Below are 17,577 nucleotides of genomic sequence, written 5' to 3' on the forward strand. Positions count from 1 at the left end.
CATGAATACAACTCAATACCTAGCTAAAATCATAAAAGAGTTAATTCGCTCGGGAGATTTAATTTCCAATGATGAAGCTGAAAAATTAGTTAATGGGATTCTTGAATCCAAAAAAATCTTTGTTGCTGGCGCAGGTAGATCTGGATTTATGGCCAAATCATTTGCCATGAGAATGATGCACATGGGGATAGATGCCTATGTGATTGGCGAAACAGTAACCCCTACCTTTGAAAAAGATGACATCTTAATCATTGGATCAGGTTCAGGAGAAACAAAAGGTTTAGTTTCCATGGCTGAGAAAGCAAAAAGCATCGGTGGGACTATTGCAGCTGTAACGATTTTCCCTGAGTCCACTATTGGACAATTAGCGGATATCACTATTAAGATGCCTGGATCACCTAAAGATCAGTCGGAGAGTAATTTTAAGACGATTCAACCAATGGGCTCTTTATTTGAGCAAACACTTTTACTATTTTACGACGCTGTGATTCTTCGGTTCATGGAGAAAAAAGGCTTGGATACCAATAAAATGTACGGTAAACACGCCAACTTAGAATAAATATATTAATCCTCGAGTTCTAAATAGGAAAGACCGCAAGCTGTTTATAAGCAAGTTTGCGGTCTTTCTGCTAAAATGAACTACTATTTATAATAATTTTAGGAGTGATAAAATGATTTCTTTGAATGGAAAAACAGCAATTGTTACAGGCGCAGGAAGAGGCATTGGACGTGCTACTGCTATCGCCTTAGCAAAAGAGGGCGTTCATTTAGGCCTAATCGGCTTAAATATGTCTAATTTAGAAAAGGTAGCTGCAGAACTACAACAATTTGATGTGAAGGTGTCTGCAGCAACAGCAGATGTAACCGATCTTGAATCCGTTACCCATGCTGTAGAACATATCAAATCAGACTTAGGCCCAATTGATATCCTAATTAACAATGCTGGTGTTGCTAAATTTGGCGGGTTCCTTGATCTAACACCAGAAGAATGGGAAAAAATCATCCAAGTCAATTTAATGGGTGTTTATAATGTAACAAGAGCAGTATTACCAGGAATGATCGAAAGAAAATCAGGAGATATCATCAATATCTCTTCATCTGCCGGCCAAAAAGGTGCTCCTGTTACAAGCGCCTACAGTGCTTCTAAATTCGCTGTTTTAGGACTAACAGAATCACTTATGCTAGAAGTAAGAAAACATAATGTCCGTGTCACTGCTTTAACACCAAGTACGGTCGTTACCGATTTAGCGATTGATACAAATCTTGTTAAAGGCAATGAAGAAAACGTGATGCACCCAGAAGACCTTGCAGAATTAGTCGTGGCTAGTTTGAAATTTAATCCAAGAGTATTTATTAAAACAGCTGGATTATGGTCCACAAATCCATCATAAACAAAAGCAGATCCGTTTGGGTCTGCTTTTTTAGTTCGTACAAAAAACTCTTATATGTATCCATGATACAAGGAAAGTATGAACACCTTGTTCTAATTCTTCGTCAGGTTTTCATGGTCAGTGGCAGTAGGGGGTTGTTCCATCCAACCGTTTTCAATTAATAGATTCATACCATCTTCAGCGATTAAAGCAATTTCCATATTCATTCGAGCGTAATCAGCGGATAAATCTCTTCTTTGACACATTGATAAAGCCTCCCCATAATAACCAAGTGCAGCAGATAGTAGTGTGGCTATATGGAAAAGCATAAGCTTATCAGAAAAGGGAGGTACGGTTGAATCGGTTACTTCTGATTCAAATATCCTTGGTTTATGGAGATTCTCCTCTTCTAACATTACACCCAGTATATGAAAGTGCCTTTTACAAAGTTTTCGAGCACGTTCAAAATACTCTCGCACTTCTTTAGATTGGCATACTTGACCGAATCCTAATTCTAATACCATTTTGACCATGTTTTTTTGCATATTTAGATGTGCACCACTGATTTCGATAGCATTTATCGGTCTTCGCTTTCCGAACCATCCAGTTAAATAGTTTTGTTTCTTAATAAAATCAATCTTTTGTTTGTTATTTAATGTAGGAGGCTTACTAAGAATTCCCTCTGATAAAGCGACGCTAGTGACCCTATCATATAATTCCAACGTTTGAGAAGTACATTCAATAAGATATTTTCTGACATCTTCTCGAATACAAACACTTGTTGCACCAGCATATCTAGTCAAGCCGTGTATCGCCATAATTTGCAGATAAATAACCTTAAATGTATCCGTAAATAAACTAGGAGCGGTTACCGTTACATCATCATCTGTGAACCCTATTGGAATGGGATAGTTTTCTTGTATTAAAAATTGTTTTGTTCTTTCTATATGGGTTTCTGATAATTCTAAGGCAAATTGAAGTAAAGCACGAGTATGTTCATCCTTAGCATCATTTAAGAAATAACGAAAAACACAACGTGACATACTATCATTTACATATTGTGACCAGATGATGCCATATTCTGAGGCATTAATTTTCTCTTGGTGATTAACCTGATCCATTTTCTAAACCCTCCTTACTTTTACAGAAATAGGTTAACCAATAACAATATATTATATTTATTATAAACTTTTCTGATGGTATAAATTGGCTGATTTTGAACACAATATCAATGGTGCAAATACATTATTATCTTATCTGGAGATTGATGTTCATGTTTTGGAAGGGGACGAGTACAAGCGTGAGAATTAGCACAGAGCAAGCCCAACATACACCAATCACACTAGAGGTTATCCGTGAACGCTTAGGCAATATGGAAGACGCTGAAATAATAGAACATCAAACACCTAATGTTTCGACCATTATACTGGTATACATAAGAACATTGATTGATAACGAAAGGTTGAATGAATCTGTCATTCAACCTTTACGGAACTGTAGCAATGAAAATCAATTGGAATGTATTTCCGCCACAAACATTCCAGGAACTTTAACGGTGGAAGAGGCCGAAAAACAATTGATGCTGGGATCCATCCTTATTTTTGACACCGATGAAAATCAATGGTGTTCAGTCAATCTTAAAGATTCGTCAGGAAGAGCGATAGAAACCTCTGAAACAGAAACAATCCTTTATGGAGCCAAGGACAGTTTCACTGAAAACATAGAACAGAATATAGCATTGATTCGCAGAAGGCTGCCAATAACAACCTTGAAAACAGAAAAATTCACGGTTGGATCACTAACTGAAACAAATGTTGTCTTAATGTATATCGAAGGTATAACCAATACTAAATTCATAACGATTGCCAGGGAAAAAATCAAAAATGTCAATTTTGACCAAATCCTTGACTCCTCCCAACTAGCAGCTTTTATGGAAGATCACACACATACTGTCTTTCCACAATTTCAACAAACTGACCGTCCTGATGTGTGTGCCTTCGCACTTGGCGTTGGTAAACTTGTCATACTGGTCGATAATACACCGTTTGCTCTGAATGCTCCAATCACCTTTTTCCATTTATTCCAATCACCTGAGGATTATATTAATCGTTGGATTGTTGCAAGCTTCTTGCGGATCATAAGATATTTAAGTTTCATGTTCTCCTTACTGATGATTCCACTATATGTTGCGTTAACGACACATCATTATCAGATGATTCCCTTGCAAATTTTATTCGTCCTTGTGGATACGAGAAGTCAATTGCCACTAAGCCCGTTTTGGGAATCGCTCATTATGTTGGTAACAATTGAAATCATTAAAGAAGCAAGTCTAAGAATGCCTACAAAATCTGGTCAAACATTAGGCGTCATCGGTGGGATTGTCGTTGGACAGGCAGCTGTAGAAGCAGGGTTCGCTAGTCAAGTTCTGATCGTTTTGGTTGGTATTTCTGCTATCGCTTCGTTTCTAGTGCCGAATTATTTGATGTCCAAAGCCAACACTTTGATACAGTTCATACTATTGATCCTTGCTTCTTATCTTGGAGTAATGGGCATTTTTATGGGAATCCTTTTACTTTTTGTCCATATGAACGCACTTACTTCCTTGAAGCAGCCATATTTAGTGCCTGTTACACCTTTTTATGGAAAAGATTGGCTTGATCTATTTATTCGCGGACCATTGCAATGGATGAAAACAAGGCCAGAGGCTCTTCATCCTTTACAGAAATGGCGTTATAGCCGAAGGAGATAATCCCATTGACTGAACTTTCATTGTTCGAGAAAACCTCATCATATGACGGTGTTTATATGACTTTGATGGTCAACAGGATACAGATGCTATATTTTGCAATCATCATGCCAGTTTTTCTCATATACCCCTATATGATTTGGATGATTATCATCGTAGGCGGACTATCACAGGTCAGTATATTCATGTTATCGAAATGGTTTACTTCCAAGTATGCATCCAAAGGCTACGAAGGTTTTGTAGACCTTTTCGGTGAGCGTATGGTACGGTTACTTTCTTTCATCGGAATCGGTTTCATTTTATTAAAAGTAACAGTAATCACACTTGGATATGTAGAAGTAGTACAACATTTTATCTTCCCTGCAGTGAATACGAATTGGATGATCCTTTTCATTTTGCTTATTTGCTGGTATGTTGCTTCACTAGGGATGAACAGTACGATCCGTTTTATCGTCATCGCTTTTTTGTTTACAGCTCCAATGCTTTTGTTATTATTGAAATTCCCTTTTCAGCCTTTTGCTACTATACATGATCTATTTCCGTTAATACCATATGAATGGACGATGAAATCATGGAAAAGTGTGTTGTTTATATGGTCCGCCTTATCTGGGCCAGAATATTTGGTTTTACTTGCACCTTGGTTCAATACGAGAGAAAAAATCCTCAAATACATGACAATCGGAAATACATTTACCGTTTTTGAATATCTGTTTATATTCATTGCATCTTTGTTTTTTTTCGGATCCCATTATCTTGGAGAAAACAAATTGCCGGTCGTGGAAATGATACGCTACCTTAATTTTCCGGTATTTGAGCGAATTGATATAATTTTTATCTCTGTATACTTATTTCACTTTGTATTCGCCATATCAATATTCCTCTTACTTTTTTATGGTGCCATTCGCATCACTCTAAAGAAATCAAAAGTTCAAACGACTCGATTAGGTTTTGCATTATGTTGTTCTACAATTATCCTTTGTTTAATGATACTTAATGAAATGTTGTGGAAAAAGGCAACTAATCAAAATATTTTGTTAGAACTAGCGATATGGGCAGGAGCACTCACTTATTTATTCGTACCATTATTTCTTTTCCTCTCTTTAAAGCGAAAGGTCCGTGACTAGTATGAAACATAAACATATCAAAATACATTTTGTCATTTTTGTTAATATAATCTTTTTATCAAGTTGTTCACCTATTCCAGAAAAAAATCTGATTGAAGAAATCGCGCCTGTGACTTTTTGGTCGATTCAGAAAGGAGAAGGGGAGAACTACAGAATGAGCACGTTGATACCTCCCCTTGTAAAAGAAAAGAAACGCCTTTTGACTGTTCAAGTCGACATGTTAAAAGAAGGCATGAAGGGTTTCAATCTAAAGTATTATAGGGAATTGAAAGTTGGACAACTCCGGATGCTGTTGATCAGTGATGAAATTGCAAAAGAAGGGATCAGTCCATTGATTGATACGATTTTGACAGATCCTGATATTTCTAAACGTTTGTATGTAGCCATTGTCAAAGGGGATTTTGATGAGTACATCAACAGTCAACTTGCAGCACAAAAAGACCTGGACTATTATCTCTATCGGATGTTCAAACATTACGAAGGTCAGGGGAAATTGACCGTTGTGAATTTGCATCAATTCATGAAAATGCTTCATTCACCAGCTAATTCTCCTGTAGCACCTGTATTTGAAGCTAGTAGTGGTAATTTCCAATATCAAGGTACTGGTATTTTTAAAAATGACAAATTGATCGAAACCACCAACAACATGGAAGAGCAAATCTACCAGCTTATCGGCAACGATCACTTTTTAAAGTATTTTCCTATCCGTGACTTATCTTTTGTTCTAGGCCATGTGACAGCCAATGTCAATTGGTATATGGATAAGACATATTCTGAACTGAAGCTCACCGTTCAGTTGAACGGACGACTTGACGAAATAGCCCGGGAACAAAACGTGCTCACCCAGGATGGACTTTCAACATTCGAGACGGAAATTGAATTGTATTTAGAAGAACAGACTACCAATTTTTTAAAAAAGCTTCAAGAGAATAAGGTTGATCCTTTTCAATTAAGAACGTATACCTTGAGACCTTTCTCAAAACCCCTTAATAAGGAAGAATGGTCAAACAGATGGGAGCAGATGGAGGTCACAGTCGATTATGACCTTAATATCCAACCTCTAACAGATATCAAAACTGATGAATCAAATTATGAAGAAAGTGTGGGACGTCTCCCGTGGAACTGTTGTCGCAGTTTCACATATAGGGGGCGTCCTCTTCCTTTCCGACTTGGTCATACGGACGATCAAACAATGAAAAATGGGTATCTTCACGACAGCGAAGATATAAAAAAGAAGCCTCTCCTGCCTAAATATTCATCTTCCAACTTGACTGCGCCAACCAACTTTCCTGCTCTTTATAATCAGGCGATATTTTTCCTACAAGTCGCCAGAAGGATCGGTCGTGATTGAGATGAATCATATGGCACATTTCGTGTACTACTACATAATCAATTACTTTCATTGGAGCCATCGCCAACTTCCAATTGAAAGTTAACTGTAATTGGGAATCACACGTTCCCCATGTAGTCTTACTATCAGATATACGGATCGACCGTGGTTTTACTTTAAAGTTACTTTGATAGGATCTTACACTCTTCTCCACTATAGCTTTGCATTGCTGGTAATAAAATCTCTTTAAAGCTTGTTTTACCCTTCCGTCCTCCACCTGTTTCACATATACATTTATATGTTGCTCATCAAACACGACATAATCTTGTTTAATAGTAGTATCTTGATAAACCTTTACAGGATAGGTGTTCCCTAAATAAAGAACCCTCTCCTCCTGGCTGTATTCCTTCTCCTGCTGGCCACGCAGCCTGTCCTTCATTTCCTTTGATTTTTCTTGAATCAATTCCCACCTTTCCTCCAGCAATTGAATCACTATTTCATCCTCTGTACCTTTAGGAGCCTGGACTTCCACATTCCCATAGACGTCCATACGAATGGCAATAGATTTGCGATTTTTGTATTTTATCTCAAAATGGATGGTTTCTCCTGAATATGTATGTATCATTTTATCACCTTACTTCGATGTACTTTTTCAAGTAATTATATTTGATTTTGGTTGGAAAAAGTAGGGGGGATTAACTCCTTACTCCAAGGTCCTAATAACAAAAGGAAGCAGCGGAACGGTACTCACGCTCTCTGCTGAGCGCTAGAATGGTCCCAATGCACCCTCGTAACATTGTCTCAACTATTATCAGCCCCATAGATAGCCAAATCCTGATAGTCCAACACAAACATATAACCATTCCACTTAAGTCTATTCTGCATCGTACCGACCGTATCTGCATGGTAGCTTCCAGCAATCTGTTGATAGGCAAGTAAATCATATACACCATCAAACCCAAAATCAATTGGGTATATTCCACTTATGGGATCCACCCACCCACTAATAGGCGCCTTCAATTTGCCATTGGCATCATATATTTCATTTAAGTATTCAGGGTCCCTTAAAAATAGATCGATTAGAAACCTCGCATTATTTCTTTCACTAACTACCTCAACCTTATAATTGTCCTTGTACGTTACCTCATATTGATACGCTTGGTTAAATGCAGCCGAGTCAAACAACAAACGTGGTTCGTTGTTAACAAAAGAATAAATATAGGTGTTTGTCGTTCCACCACTGCCACCTGTAGGGATAGTGATTAAAATATCATTGATCCCGTCTCCCGTAAAATCCCCCAAAAACAGCATCGGATCATACCCCATATTATCCTTCAGAGGAATACTAATCGAGACACCTGTGGCTCCATCCCGAATCCCGAGCGCCATGTTATGTATGATGGAACCCTCTGATTCTCTGTAACCTGTCACATACACACTATCAGGAATCAAATCAGCATTTACATCCCCAGTTGCCGAAGCCACCACACCAGTAATCCTCCAGTTGGAATTGAAATAATACCTATTCATATTAGCCTCCCCTGCTCACATTTAATTGTTACAACTAACCTATGCACCGTGCGGTACACATGTTCAGCCCACAACATTCATACAGGCACTTTACGGCTATATTGGTTATACACTAGAGGGAGAGGAGTGTCAGCTATGCCTTGGCAACAAAAAATACCGTACTTAATTAATCAGCCTATTGGGGTCTCATTTGTGGATGGGACTGGGACTTCGGGGGTTTTATGTGGGATCTCTAATGGAAAGCTCCTAGTAATGCAATACCTATACCAAGCACAATTCGCCTTGATGCAATATGATATTTATACGATACAGGATATACATGGATATCCTGCTTGTCCTGATCAACGTTTTTAGGGATGAGGGGGGGATAATTGGAATTAAAGTTCAAATAATTATTGTTTCAACTATAAAATAAAGAGACTTCCATTATTCCGATAACTAATGGAAATCCTCTATTAATTTTGCAATATGACTTAGTTTCAAGGACTAAGTAACTATAATTACAGAGGGACGGGTCTCTATCTTATTTCTAAGTTCGAAGAAAGCGTCAGAACCGTCCCTCTGCTTTCCCGTGTATAATTCAATTTTTACGTAAATTTGAATAGAAAAATCTAATAAAATAATATTAGCAGAAAGAGTATTACTTAATATGAAAAATACTCTTCTTCTATTGTTAATCCGTACTCCTTGGGATTTTTAATAATTCCTCCTTCAGAGATTATGTTTAAAGAGCAATTAAAACATCTTATTTCATCATAAAATATTACAGCAAGAGTCTCCATTCCACAAATAGGACAAAAACAAATTCTTCCAACTTCAGAATCAGCATTTAATTCTGTCTGCGCAGTTCTTTTAACACGCTCTTGTTTATTACTGTCAACTACTGCTGTATCATTATTGTTATGTTCATATGCAGCTCTACCTAGTTCTTTAAGGAATGCCACTTTTGTTAGGTCGTAATCGAAACCTTTTTTAGCTTCGGTCTCAATTTCTTTTAGAATATTAATACTGGTATGTATCTCTCCATAATGCCATATGCTATTAGCAATTCTTAACTCATTTGAAAGTTCTAGCACATCGTTTATAAATGGAATAACATACATACCAATAAAAACATCTAATGCTCGATAATTTAATATATAAGTACCTCTATGCCATATTCTATTTCTCAAATAGTTAAGCTTCTGTATGGTATTTTTGTGGTTTAAAATGAATTTATATTTTTCATCAATTAACCCGGCATTAATTAATGCGACTAATCTTTCGAGTGTTGCTCCTGCTTCAATAGTATTTAAACCACCAATTTCACTTTCATCCAACCTGTTATCATTTAATAGCTTATAAAGGATGACGTGTTTTTTTCTTCCTGGCTCTAGCACCAATAATTCATGTTGTTGACGTAATATTTCTTTACAAACTAGTTCTGCAAAGTGTTGAAAATGGACAATAGTTTCTCCATAAAATTCAAAGTATTTAAAGTGATGAAATTCGTCTTTTCTTTCGCCATCTAATATATATGGTATTATCATTTTCATAGACTGGTAGGTCTTAAAGTATGAATTAAATGCAATCTTGAGTGCAGACACAGCAAGTCCATTTTGTCTGTGATCTCCATCCATTAAATTAAAACCTTCTTTAACTAAATCATCTAATCTCATAAACACTCTCCTAAGTTTTATTTTATTATACTATAATATTTTCATTTTTCTAATAATTTAAATTATACACAAGTTTTACAAATTTTTACTTATGAATTATTATACGTCTATTAGACGTATGAAGCAAATAAAAAACAACAAAATAGATTTTACTCTTTAGCTGAATGATATTAACTAATGAAATTTCATTATCTTCGTATAATTTTTTCGCTCCCCCCTATTATTACACTTAATATCCCCTATCCATTCACTGCCTCATAAACCTTATTCATCATATCATCCATAATAAAATTTTTAAATTCCTCGTTCTCTAAAATCTTCATAAAGATATAACACTGTGACCCTATTTTCACGTATTTTGGACTGTAGATACTGATCTTTTGTTTAATGTTTTCAATACATTTATACTATTAATAATAAGCCTCTGGATCAACGCCAATATGGAAGAAAAAGGCCTCCCAACAGTTTAGCAAACTGATGAAAGACCTTCTCCTATAGTAAGCTTTTTTGCCATAGGTTGCCATGTTTTTATAAAACGAGGACAAGAAAAGCATATTATCATTTTAGACCTAGATATAACAAGGTTATATAATCCTAATAGGAGCAAAGGGACGGTTCTCATGCTTCCTGCTGAGCGCTAGACTGGTACCGATGCATTCTGGTGACATATTAAATTTCACTTAATTCTACTCTGCATAGTACCTCTTCCGGCAATCTGTTCATAGGCAAGTAAAAAACAAATCAAATCCAAAATCTATCTGATATATGCCACTTATCGAATCAATCTCCACCCACTGATAGGCGCCTTCAATTTTGCCCTTGCCATCATAAATTTCATTTTAATATTCATGGCCTCTTAAGGATAAATCTATTACACACAATCTGGGATCAAATCCCCATCTACCTCCGCAGTTGTCGAAGCCATCACCCAAGTAATTCTCTAATTGGAATTTTAATAATATCTATTCATAATAGATTGTTAAAACTAACCTATGCTCGGCGCTGTACACATGTTTAGCCCAACATACATACGGGTATTTTACGGCTCTATGGGTTATACACTAGAGGGAGAGGAGTGTTTTAGCTATGCTTTAGCAACAGAAAATACCGTGCCTAATTATTCAGCCTATTGGGGTTTTCTTATGTAAATGCGACATGGTCTTCGGGAGGGGGGATATGTGGGAAACCTGGTGGGAAGCTTTTGGTTATGAAATATCTAATTCAAGCACGATTTGCGTTGAAGCTATATGTCGTGTTTAAGATAGCGGATAAACATAGGTATCCGGGTTAGAGGTTTTGGGGATGTAGGTGATTATTAATATAGATAAAGCATTAATTCTAATGATTCAACCAAATAAAGAGGCTTTCCGTTGTTCTGAAACTAATGGAAAGTCTCTTTATTTAGTTCTTTATCATTCTAAAAACTTTAACATAAATGGTAGTATGAGTAACTATGGCATCATATCTTCATATTTTTATGTGTTTTGAAGGAGATATGTAAGCACAATAAATTACATAGAGGAATTAATGGGACAGCCCGGCAACATATTTAATCGAATATGATTAGGGATGCTGTATTTTTTGATAGTTGGAATAATATAATCTATAGTTTATGAAGTTCTTAGGGAGCTCTATTATCTTACCTCTACTTTTCTATTTCCCTATGTTTTTATAATTTAACTCCTAGTTCTCTTAACATATCAAAAGTATTAACGTATGGAACATTAAAGTTTTCACATGCTACAGGGATAAGAATTCGATTTCTTTTAGCCGGGTTATTCGCTTCATGAGTAACTAAAGTTCCTCCACGAGCTTTAGCATATGCAATTAACCAAGCATCAGCATTAGAAGCAAATTCGCTTTTTGCCTCAGGTAAAAAATGATCACTTGAGTTTGCCCAAACTTGTAGCTCTGCATAAGCATCTAAAACATCATCACTATCTGTATCTTCGAAATATTCTCTAAATGAATTGCCGGACCACTCGTGTAATTCATCAGGTTCTTTTGCACACATTAATTCTTCTTTAATCTTGTCAATACTACAAATAACCGATCGCTGAGCTGATTTCTCTAATGCTTCCCAAAAACTCGGTGCAAAATCGAATGAATAATATTGTCTATGAGCAGAAATAAACACGTTTGCATCTAATATATACATTTTCATCTACCACCTCTCGTAAAGTGGGTGACGTATTTATTGAAGGTATCTCCTCTTAATCCTGTTAACCTATATGCATCTCGGTACATTAAATTTCCCGCCTTCACCTCTGATATAATTGTTCTAGTAAACAGATTTCCTAATCTAACTCCTAGGTTGTTATAAAAATTCCCACCACTAGAATTCGGTATTTCTATATTGTTTTCTTTATAATCTTCATAAAAGGTAAAAAAATCATCCTTATTAATTATATTTAGATCTAGGGCCCTTCTCGCAACAACTATGGTACTCACCTTAAAGTATCTAGCCAATTGTTGATAGACGTTTGTTCCAAAATTCATACTCCATAATTCTTTAAATTCTTTGCTAGGACATAATAATTCCGCTGCAGCCCTATTGCAAAGCACTTCAATCTCATTCAATTCAGTATTAATCGGTGAGGCCTCTACTATAGCACTTTGTCCAATCCATATATGTGCTAATTCATGAATTAATGTGAATATTTGTGCTGATTTTGCGTCAGAACCATTAATGAAAATTAGGGGGGAAATCTTGTTAACTAATACAAAACCGCGAAATTCCTCAACTTTCAATTTACGATGAGTATTATTACCCACAACTCCGTTAATCATCACCATAATACGATGTTCTTCTAATTTAGTAATTAAAAATCTTAGTGCATCATGCCATGAAGGTATTGTAGCTGCCCAATCACTTGGTAGGTCTATTTTGTTTCTTATAATACTTGCTAACTCTAAAGGATTTTTGCCCTTATATGAACCTACAAACTCTATATTGTGCCATCCGTTTTCTATGTAAAAATCACTAATAAACTGTTGCCTTCGTTGCATTGTATGTATGGTATCAATCAATTCTGTACTAGCATTTGGTGGATCTTCATCACCTAAAGTCCGATAATGTGGTACTGGTATATTTTCAACCGGGGGTTCTTTCAGAAAGAAATACCCTAAAGGTGTTGAAGTTGATTTTGCAAATTTCTCTAATTGTTTTAAAGTTGGTTTAGATTCCCCCTTTAACCATTGTTCTAGCTTAGGGAAAGTTCTTTTTAGTTCTTCTCCTTTTTGAGACCTTTTAAGAGCCCATGATAGGAGACTGGGTTTTATCTCTACATAAGCCATAATGTCACCTCCTCAGGTTTATATATATTTTCTATCTAGAATTATAAAAAAACATTTGAACATTATTATTTTTCAAAGCATGAATTTAATCAGTTACATTTTATTTTTTATCAAAAAAAATGACTATTCTCTCAAATTAGAATATAACAGACTAATACATAAAAGTAAATTTAGACCAATGTATTCAATAACCTTATTATTGCATATTTTAAAATAAGAGGTTTCAATACTAGAAGAGGTCTATCACATCAGATCAGCTAAAACGTTGTCGAGTACTCTCCAAAATAACAACCAGAAAGTATAACCATCGGAGCACACTTAAATCACGTTTTTTCATGTTGCCGAATATAGAATGGCATGATTACTAAAACCGAGTAAATTGGACCCAGGACTTTCTTTCCGTTTTCTACGCCATACTATGCATACTGCGTATAACAAAAACAATATTGAAGAAGTTAGAGGAGATTATTGAGTGGCTTTGCAGACGAACGGTTCTCATGCTTCCTGTTATGCGTTAGAAAGTCTCGCTCCTCTCTGGTAGCATACTTAATCATGGTTTTCAACTGTTATTAGATCTGTAGATAGCTTGCCTTCACAACAGAAAATACCATACTTAGTTAATAAGCCTAGGGTCTCGTTTTTAGATGGGATTGGGACTCTCGGGACGTTATGAGGGACTTTTGGTGGGAAGCTTTTGATGATGGAACACCTATACCATGCGCAATATGCTTTGAACCAGTATAATTCGTTTACTGTACAGGATATTCATGAGTATCTCGGATGTCCTGGTTAGGTCTTTTAGGGATGAGGGAGTTTTTTTAATTCAGACCTTTATTTTTAGTATGAATAAAGAGGCTTTCCACACTGTCTACAAATGGAAAGCCTCTTTAACCTCTACAAGATTGTTATATTATAAAAACCCTAAAGGGTGCATTAAAATAGGCTAAATTATTTTTTTACGAAACTTTTTGTTTTATCAAATATTCTACCCAATGCTTCAGGTGCATGCTTTGCAAGTGTTACTCCTGTAGCTCCAGCTGCACCTGCTGCAACAGATAGGCCTAATGCTAAAAACATAAAGTGTTTTGTTCTAATGTCTTTAACATCTTTAACTTTTAGTTCTAAAACTTTCTCCATTCTGTCCATAATCTCTGATTGCTGGTTCCAATCCAAGTTTTTGTCAGATAGCTTTTCCTTATATGCTTGAAGAATCTCTTGAGTCATGTCTGTAATATCTTTGTTATCAAAGTCCATTGATTTTATAGACTCTTTATATGCGGTATAACTTTGTTCTATAATATTTTTCTTTATCTCAGGATTAATTACTTCTCCTTCAAAAACTTCATCAGCTAAATCATTAAAATCTTCTTTATCAATAAGATTTTTCATGGCTTTTTCCTCCAATTCTGATATTATATTCTATTTATATATGCCTATAATCCACTCACAGTCTATTATTTAATATTTTACGAAGTACAAGTGTAAAATATTAATAACAGGCGCCCAAATATATACAAAGTTGAATTGGTAAAAGAACTACGGTTTTGATTTTAGGATAACCTATTCATTTAATAACTGTTATTAATGTTCCAATGGGAAAAAGTGTTATAAAAAGAATATTCCCAAGTATTTAACACACCTCGTCTTAGACAGTTTTGTATTTTCAAATAAAATGTATTATCTCTACATTTACCTCAATATCACTTCCATCTGATGTTAATCCAATTTTCATAGGCTTGTCACTTTCTCTGCTACTCTTATAGTAATTTCGGAAAAACTCATCTGTATTTAATTCAAATGTTTCTACCAGCGCTTTTAGCAGGTGATGTCTTGTATTCCAATACTTAACCGTATCAATGTCGTTTAACGGCCAATTTTGAAAAATAACATTTCTACCTCCAAAGTTTGTAGCTATAACATTTGGCTCCAGGGATTTAAAATTAATAATCCCCTCAACTTGATATAGGGAAGTAAAACTTAATGTTTTAGACCATTCATATTCTTTTATCTGAGAATAATTCAGCCAGCCATGATTTGTGTAACATATTGGAAAATTATCGCAATTACCTCCCAGAGAACAAATAGTATCAGCTATATCAATCAAAACTTTGGGCGATAAGTAATTAAAATTCTCAAGAATAGTTCTACCTTGTTCAGTTGCCCATATAGCAATTATCTCTTCTGATGCAAGAGGAATTCCTATTTTTCTACTAGCCCTGTTTACTTCACCTATTATTACGCCAAACAGTGAATGCAGTTTTTCAACATACAAACCACCGCATGTTAGAAATCCATTTATTTTACTATTATATCTACTAAACTCTTCACTCGGACTTATTCCTGCTCGTCCTACTTGTACACCTTCTTCATTAAATATCGGCTTTAATAATATTGAATACTCCTCAGCTAAACTCTTAATATCATCAGGACAATTATCTTGCATATAACCTGTTAACCTAATGATGAATTCAATAGGATTAATACGTTTCCAATCATCCGCTTCTATTATTTTCTTAACTGGGAAATTTTCATATTGAATATATAAGTCAACTTCTAATGTAGGAGCTAACATTCTACAGATCGATGCTAATTTTTCGTTTGATTCAAACTCAAAAATTTCATCAGAAGCTTCTAAAGTTTTTAACATTGAATCAAGTAATTCTTCTTTATGGTTCACATAGATTCGTATACTTGTCCCAGGGTCCCGTAATCCCTCTCTCATATTACATTTTTTTAATATTGGGCGACCACTAAGACCCACTCCAAATTCCAGTATTTTAGTTTCACTAGGGCCATCATAAATGGTCCTAGTTTTCACTACTATTTTTTCCCCCCACATAAAAGTAGAATAAAACCCTATTCCAAATTTACCAATTGATCTAAAATTACTTGTAAGTAATCCTGGGTGCTCTTTTGTCATTAGATAGCTTCCCCAATAGCTTGAACCAAAGGCTAAAAGTTTTTGGCATAAAGTATTCTGAGACATCCCTATACCACTATCTATTATTTCAATAAAATCCGTGCCATTTTCGACACCAACTTTTATAATGATACTTCCCCAGTTATTCTCATGATTCTGAATAATTCTTCTTGAATGTATAGCATCTCTTGCATTTTGAATAAGTTCCCTTAAAGGAATTGTATTATCCTTACCATACAACCCTTCACCTCCAAGTTGTTTAACTAAATGAGGTACATCACTTACATGGAGGCTTGCACTTACTGGTTCCCAACCATTTACACGAACCACTTCTGCTAATTTAGTTGGACTCTCTACTCCTTTTACACCCTTTATAATAAAAGTTTCTTTGTTTTTGCCCTTTAATAATCTGTCAACACTTTTAAGTTCATTATCAACCATAGATAGAGTTTCATATGCTAACCACCAAGCATCAATTTCATCTTCATTAAATCTCTGAACGGAGGTAAAAACTAATTGGTCATCTTGAGTAGTTGGTCTTGATAAATTCCCCTGAAACTTCCAGTGAATATCACTATCCTCTTTGGGTCTCCTTAGAGCTCTCAAAAAAGCTGGAGCCCTCCTACTATCTAGGTGTGCAGCATCAGCCACACGTAGTATACAAGCCAACTTTAGTATATCTACAGACCAACTACTTGGATAAGATGGTGGAGCACCAATTTCTATATTTAAAAGATTTTCCACTTTTTCTATTGACCAGCCATGACTAGATGCTAAAAGCCCTATATATTCTCCAAGGTGTGCTAATAATTCTTGGTCTTCTAACAGACGATAACTCTGTCCCTCTTTGGTAGTCCAAACTGCGCTTACAAGATTCTCTGCATGAGTTGCATGCAATTCTCTTAAGCGAGTAGACTTTGCATTTTCCAAAACTTCTATTGGAATATTTCCCCGCTCTTCTAGTGTTGGAATTCTTCCTAATGCTTCTCTTAAAGAAAATTCAACTATATCTTCCCATTCTTCACCCTCAAAAAGTTGACTAATATCGTCTACATAAGCAGCGGAGGCCATTCCTAAATCATGAAGAAGGAATGCGCTACCCAATACAAAAGCCTCCATAGGATTCAACTGATAGCCTTCACCAGTAATTTGTGAAGCTGTTTCCCACAAGGCATCAATGTGTGTAATATCATGAACAGTAAAATTTGGTAGATCTCTTGCAATTTCAGCAGACAATACCATAACATTCCTTCTAAAACTCTCGTATGCTGTTAATAAATTTGTATTAAAATTTTCATACTGATCTGTTTGTATCTCCCCTATCGAACTTTTCCATAGGCTACTTTCGCTTATAGTTCGCATATGTATCCTCCAATTTAAAATACTAATCAAATATATTAAGAGTTTATTCATAAAAAATATTATTTTTAATAGTTTACAATTATACTAATTATAACCTTTATAGGATTTTTTTACATACATTTTATACAAAAATTGATTTTCTCCTTTACTTCTCTTCGGTAAATTTCTGTTCCAGAAATTCGAAAAATTTTATAAAGATCATAAGAAATCTATCTAAATTCTTTAAACTTACTTTGCACT

At 35.4% G+C, this 17,577-nt stretch carries 14 protein-coding genes; 6 read left to right on the forward strand and 8 right to left on the reverse strand.

Annotated features, from left to right (window positions below):
* Window position 1: 1 nt before the first annotated feature.
* Complete coding sequence (hxlB, locus tag M313_RS0101455) at window positions 2-559, forward strand: 6-phospho-3-hexuloisomerase (RefSeq protein ID WP_010191730.1); 558 nt, start codon at window positions 2-4, stop codon at window positions 557-559.
* A gap of 112 nt (window positions 560-671) precedes the next feature.
* The gene (locus M313_RS0101460) at window positions 672-1,391 is read left to right on the forward strand and encodes a 3-ketoacyl-ACP reductase (RefSeq protein ID WP_010191732.1); all 720 of its coding nucleotides are present in this window, start codon (window positions 672-674) and stop codon (window positions 1,389-1,391) included.
* A 92-nt stretch (window positions 1,392-1,483) separates the two neighbouring features.
* Here the strand turns inward: M313_RS0101460 and M313_RS0101465 are convergent, their stop codons facing one another.
* Window positions 1,484-2,491 carry a DUF3231 family protein gene (locus M313_RS0101465; protein ID WP_010191733.1) on the reverse strand — a complete coding sequence of 336 codons (1,008 nt, stop codon included), beginning with the start codon at window positions 2,489-2,491 and terminating at the stop codon, window positions 1,484-1,486.
* Between the two features lie 152 nt (window positions 2,492-2,643).
* On the opposite strand from M313_RS0101465, the gene M313_RS0101470 reads away from it, so the two are divergent.
* From M313_RS0101470 to M313_RS22375, 3 genes are read left to right on the forward strand one after another with little or no spacing between them, the layout of a single operon-like run.
* Window positions 2,644-4,119, forward strand: a complete 1,476-nt coding sequence (locus tag M313_RS0101470) for a spore germination protein (RefSeq protein ID WP_010191734.1) — start codon at window positions 2,644-2,646, stop codon at window positions 4,117-4,119.
* 5 nt (window positions 4,120-4,124) lie between these two features.
* Window positions 4,125-5,240 (forward strand): GerAB/ArcD/ProY family transporter, encoded by a 1,116-nt coding sequence (locus M313_RS0101475; RefSeq protein ID WP_010191735.1) that lies wholly within the window; start codon window positions 4,125-4,127, stop codon window positions 5,238-5,240.
* Window position 5,241: 1 nt separating this feature from the next.
* Window positions 5,242-6,591, forward strand: a complete 1,350-nt coding sequence (locus M313_RS22375) for a Ger(x)C family spore germination protein (RefSeq protein WP_010191736.1) — start codon at window positions 5,242-5,244, stop codon at window positions 6,589-6,591.
* Here M313_RS22375 and M313_RS24885 read toward each other — a convergent pair.
* Window positions 6,488-7,195, reverse strand: coding sequence for a M48 family metallopeptidase (locus M313_RS24885; protein ID WP_010191737.1), 708 nt, complete (start codon window positions 7,193-7,195; stop codon window positions 6,488-6,490). The genes M313_RS22375 and M313_RS24885 overlap by 104 nt on opposite strands.
* 176 nt (window positions 7,196-7,371) lie before the next feature.
* Window positions 7,372-8,100, reverse strand: a complete 729-nt coding sequence (locus M313_RS0101490) for a YybI family spore inner coat protein (protein ID WP_029326277.1) — start codon at window positions 8,098-8,100, stop codon at window positions 7,372-7,374.
* Between the two features lie 135 nt (window positions 8,101-8,235).
* Here M313_RS0101490 and M313_RS0101495 point away from each other — a divergent pair, with 135 nt between their 5' ends.
* Window positions 8,236-8,454: a hypothetical protein gene (locus M313_RS0101495; protein WP_010191739.1), complete on the forward strand. Its 219-nt coding sequence runs from the start codon at window positions 8,236-8,238 to the stop codon at window positions 8,452-8,454.
* A 290-nt stretch (window positions 8,455-8,744) separates the two neighbouring features.
* On the opposite strand, the gene M313_RS0101500 is transcribed toward M313_RS0101495, so the two are convergent.
* The 5 genes from M313_RS0101500 to M313_RS22380 form a co-directional block, all read right to left on the reverse strand.
* Window positions 8,745-9,758 carry a hypothetical protein gene (locus M313_RS0101500; protein ID WP_010191741.1) on the reverse strand — a complete coding sequence of 338 codons (1,014 nt, stop codon included), beginning with the start codon at window positions 9,756-9,758 and terminating at the stop codon, window positions 8,745-8,747.
* Between the two features lie 1,669 nt (window positions 9,759-11,427).
* A complete protein-coding gene (locus tag M313_RS0101505; protein WP_010191743.1) occupies window positions 11,428-11,916 on the reverse strand; it encodes a DUF4411 family protein in 489 nt (162 codons plus the stop codon).
* A 2-nt stretch (window positions 11,917-11,918) separates the two neighbouring features.
* On the reverse strand, window positions 11,919-13,055 hold the full coding sequence (locus M313_RS0101510) for an ImmA/IrrE family metallo-endopeptidase (protein ID WP_010191744.1): 1,137 nt from the start codon (window positions 13,053-13,055) through the stop codon (window positions 11,919-11,921).
* A gap of 948 nt (window positions 13,056-14,003) precedes the next feature.
* A complete protein-coding gene (locus M313_RS0101515) occupies window positions 14,004-14,444 on the reverse strand; it encodes a hypothetical protein (RefSeq protein WP_010191745.1) in 441 nt (146 codons plus the stop codon).
* A gap of 274 nt (window positions 14,445-14,718) precedes the next feature.
* Window positions 14,719-17,337, reverse strand: coding sequence for an HD domain-containing protein (locus tag M313_RS22380; protein WP_010191746.1), 2,619 nt, complete (start codon window positions 17,335-17,337; stop codon window positions 14,719-14,721).
* Window positions 17,338-17,577 lie beyond the last annotated feature (240 nt).

This window comes from Bacillus sp. m3-13, assembly GCF_000175075.1.
GTDB lineage: Bacteria > Bacillota > Bacilli > Bacillales > Bacillaceae_I > Sutcliffiella_A > Sutcliffiella_A horikoshii_C.

Coding starts and splice junctions, on each gene's coding strand:
- M313_RS22375 (WP_010191736.1), top strand. CDS start 5,242: ATGAAACATAAACATATCAAAATACATTTTGTCATTTTTGTTAATATA.
- M313_RS0101460 (WP_010191732.1), top strand. CDS start 672: ATGATTTCTTTGAATGGAAAAACAGCAATTGTTACAGGCGCAGGAAGA.
- M313_RS0101490 (WP_029326277.1), bottom strand. CDS start 8,100: ATGAATAGGTATTATTTCAATTCCAACTGGAGGATTACTGGTGTGGTG.
- M313_RS0101515 (WP_010191745.1), bottom strand. CDS start 14,444: ATGAAAAATCTTATTGATAAAGAAGATTTTAATGATTTAGCTGATGAA.
- M313_RS0101495 (WP_010191739.1), top strand. CDS start 8,236: ATGCCTTGGCAACAAAAAATACCGTACTTAATTAATCAGCCTATTGGG.
- M313_RS24885 (WP_010191737.1), bottom strand. CDS start 7,195: ATGATACATACATATTCAGGAGAAACCATCCATTTTGAGATAAAATAC.
- M313_RS0101500 (WP_010191741.1), bottom strand. CDS start 9,758: ATGAGATTAGATGATTTAGTTAAAGAAGGTTTTAATTTAATGGATGGA.
- M313_RS0101505 (WP_010191743.1), bottom strand. CDS start 11,916: ATGTATATATTAGATGCAAACGTGTTTATTTCTGCTCATAGACAATAT.
- M313_RS22380 (WP_010191746.1), bottom strand. CDS start 17,337: ATGCGAACTATAAGCGAAAGTAGCCTATGGAAAAGTTCGATAGGGGAG.
- M313_RS0101465 (WP_010191733.1), bottom strand. CDS start 2,491: ATGGATCAGGTTAATCACCAAGAGAAAATTAATGCCTCAGAATATGGC.
- M313_RS0101510 (WP_010191744.1), bottom strand. CDS start 13,055: ATGGCTTATGTAGAGATAAAACCCAGTCTCCTATCATGGGCTCTTAAA.
- M313_RS0101470 (WP_010191734.1), top strand. CDS start 2,644: ATGTTTTGGAAGGGGACGAGTACAAGCGTGAGAATTAGCACAGAGCAA.
- hxlB (WP_010191730.1), top strand. CDS start 2: ATGAATACAACTCAATACCTAGCTAAAATCATAAAAGAGTTAATTCGC.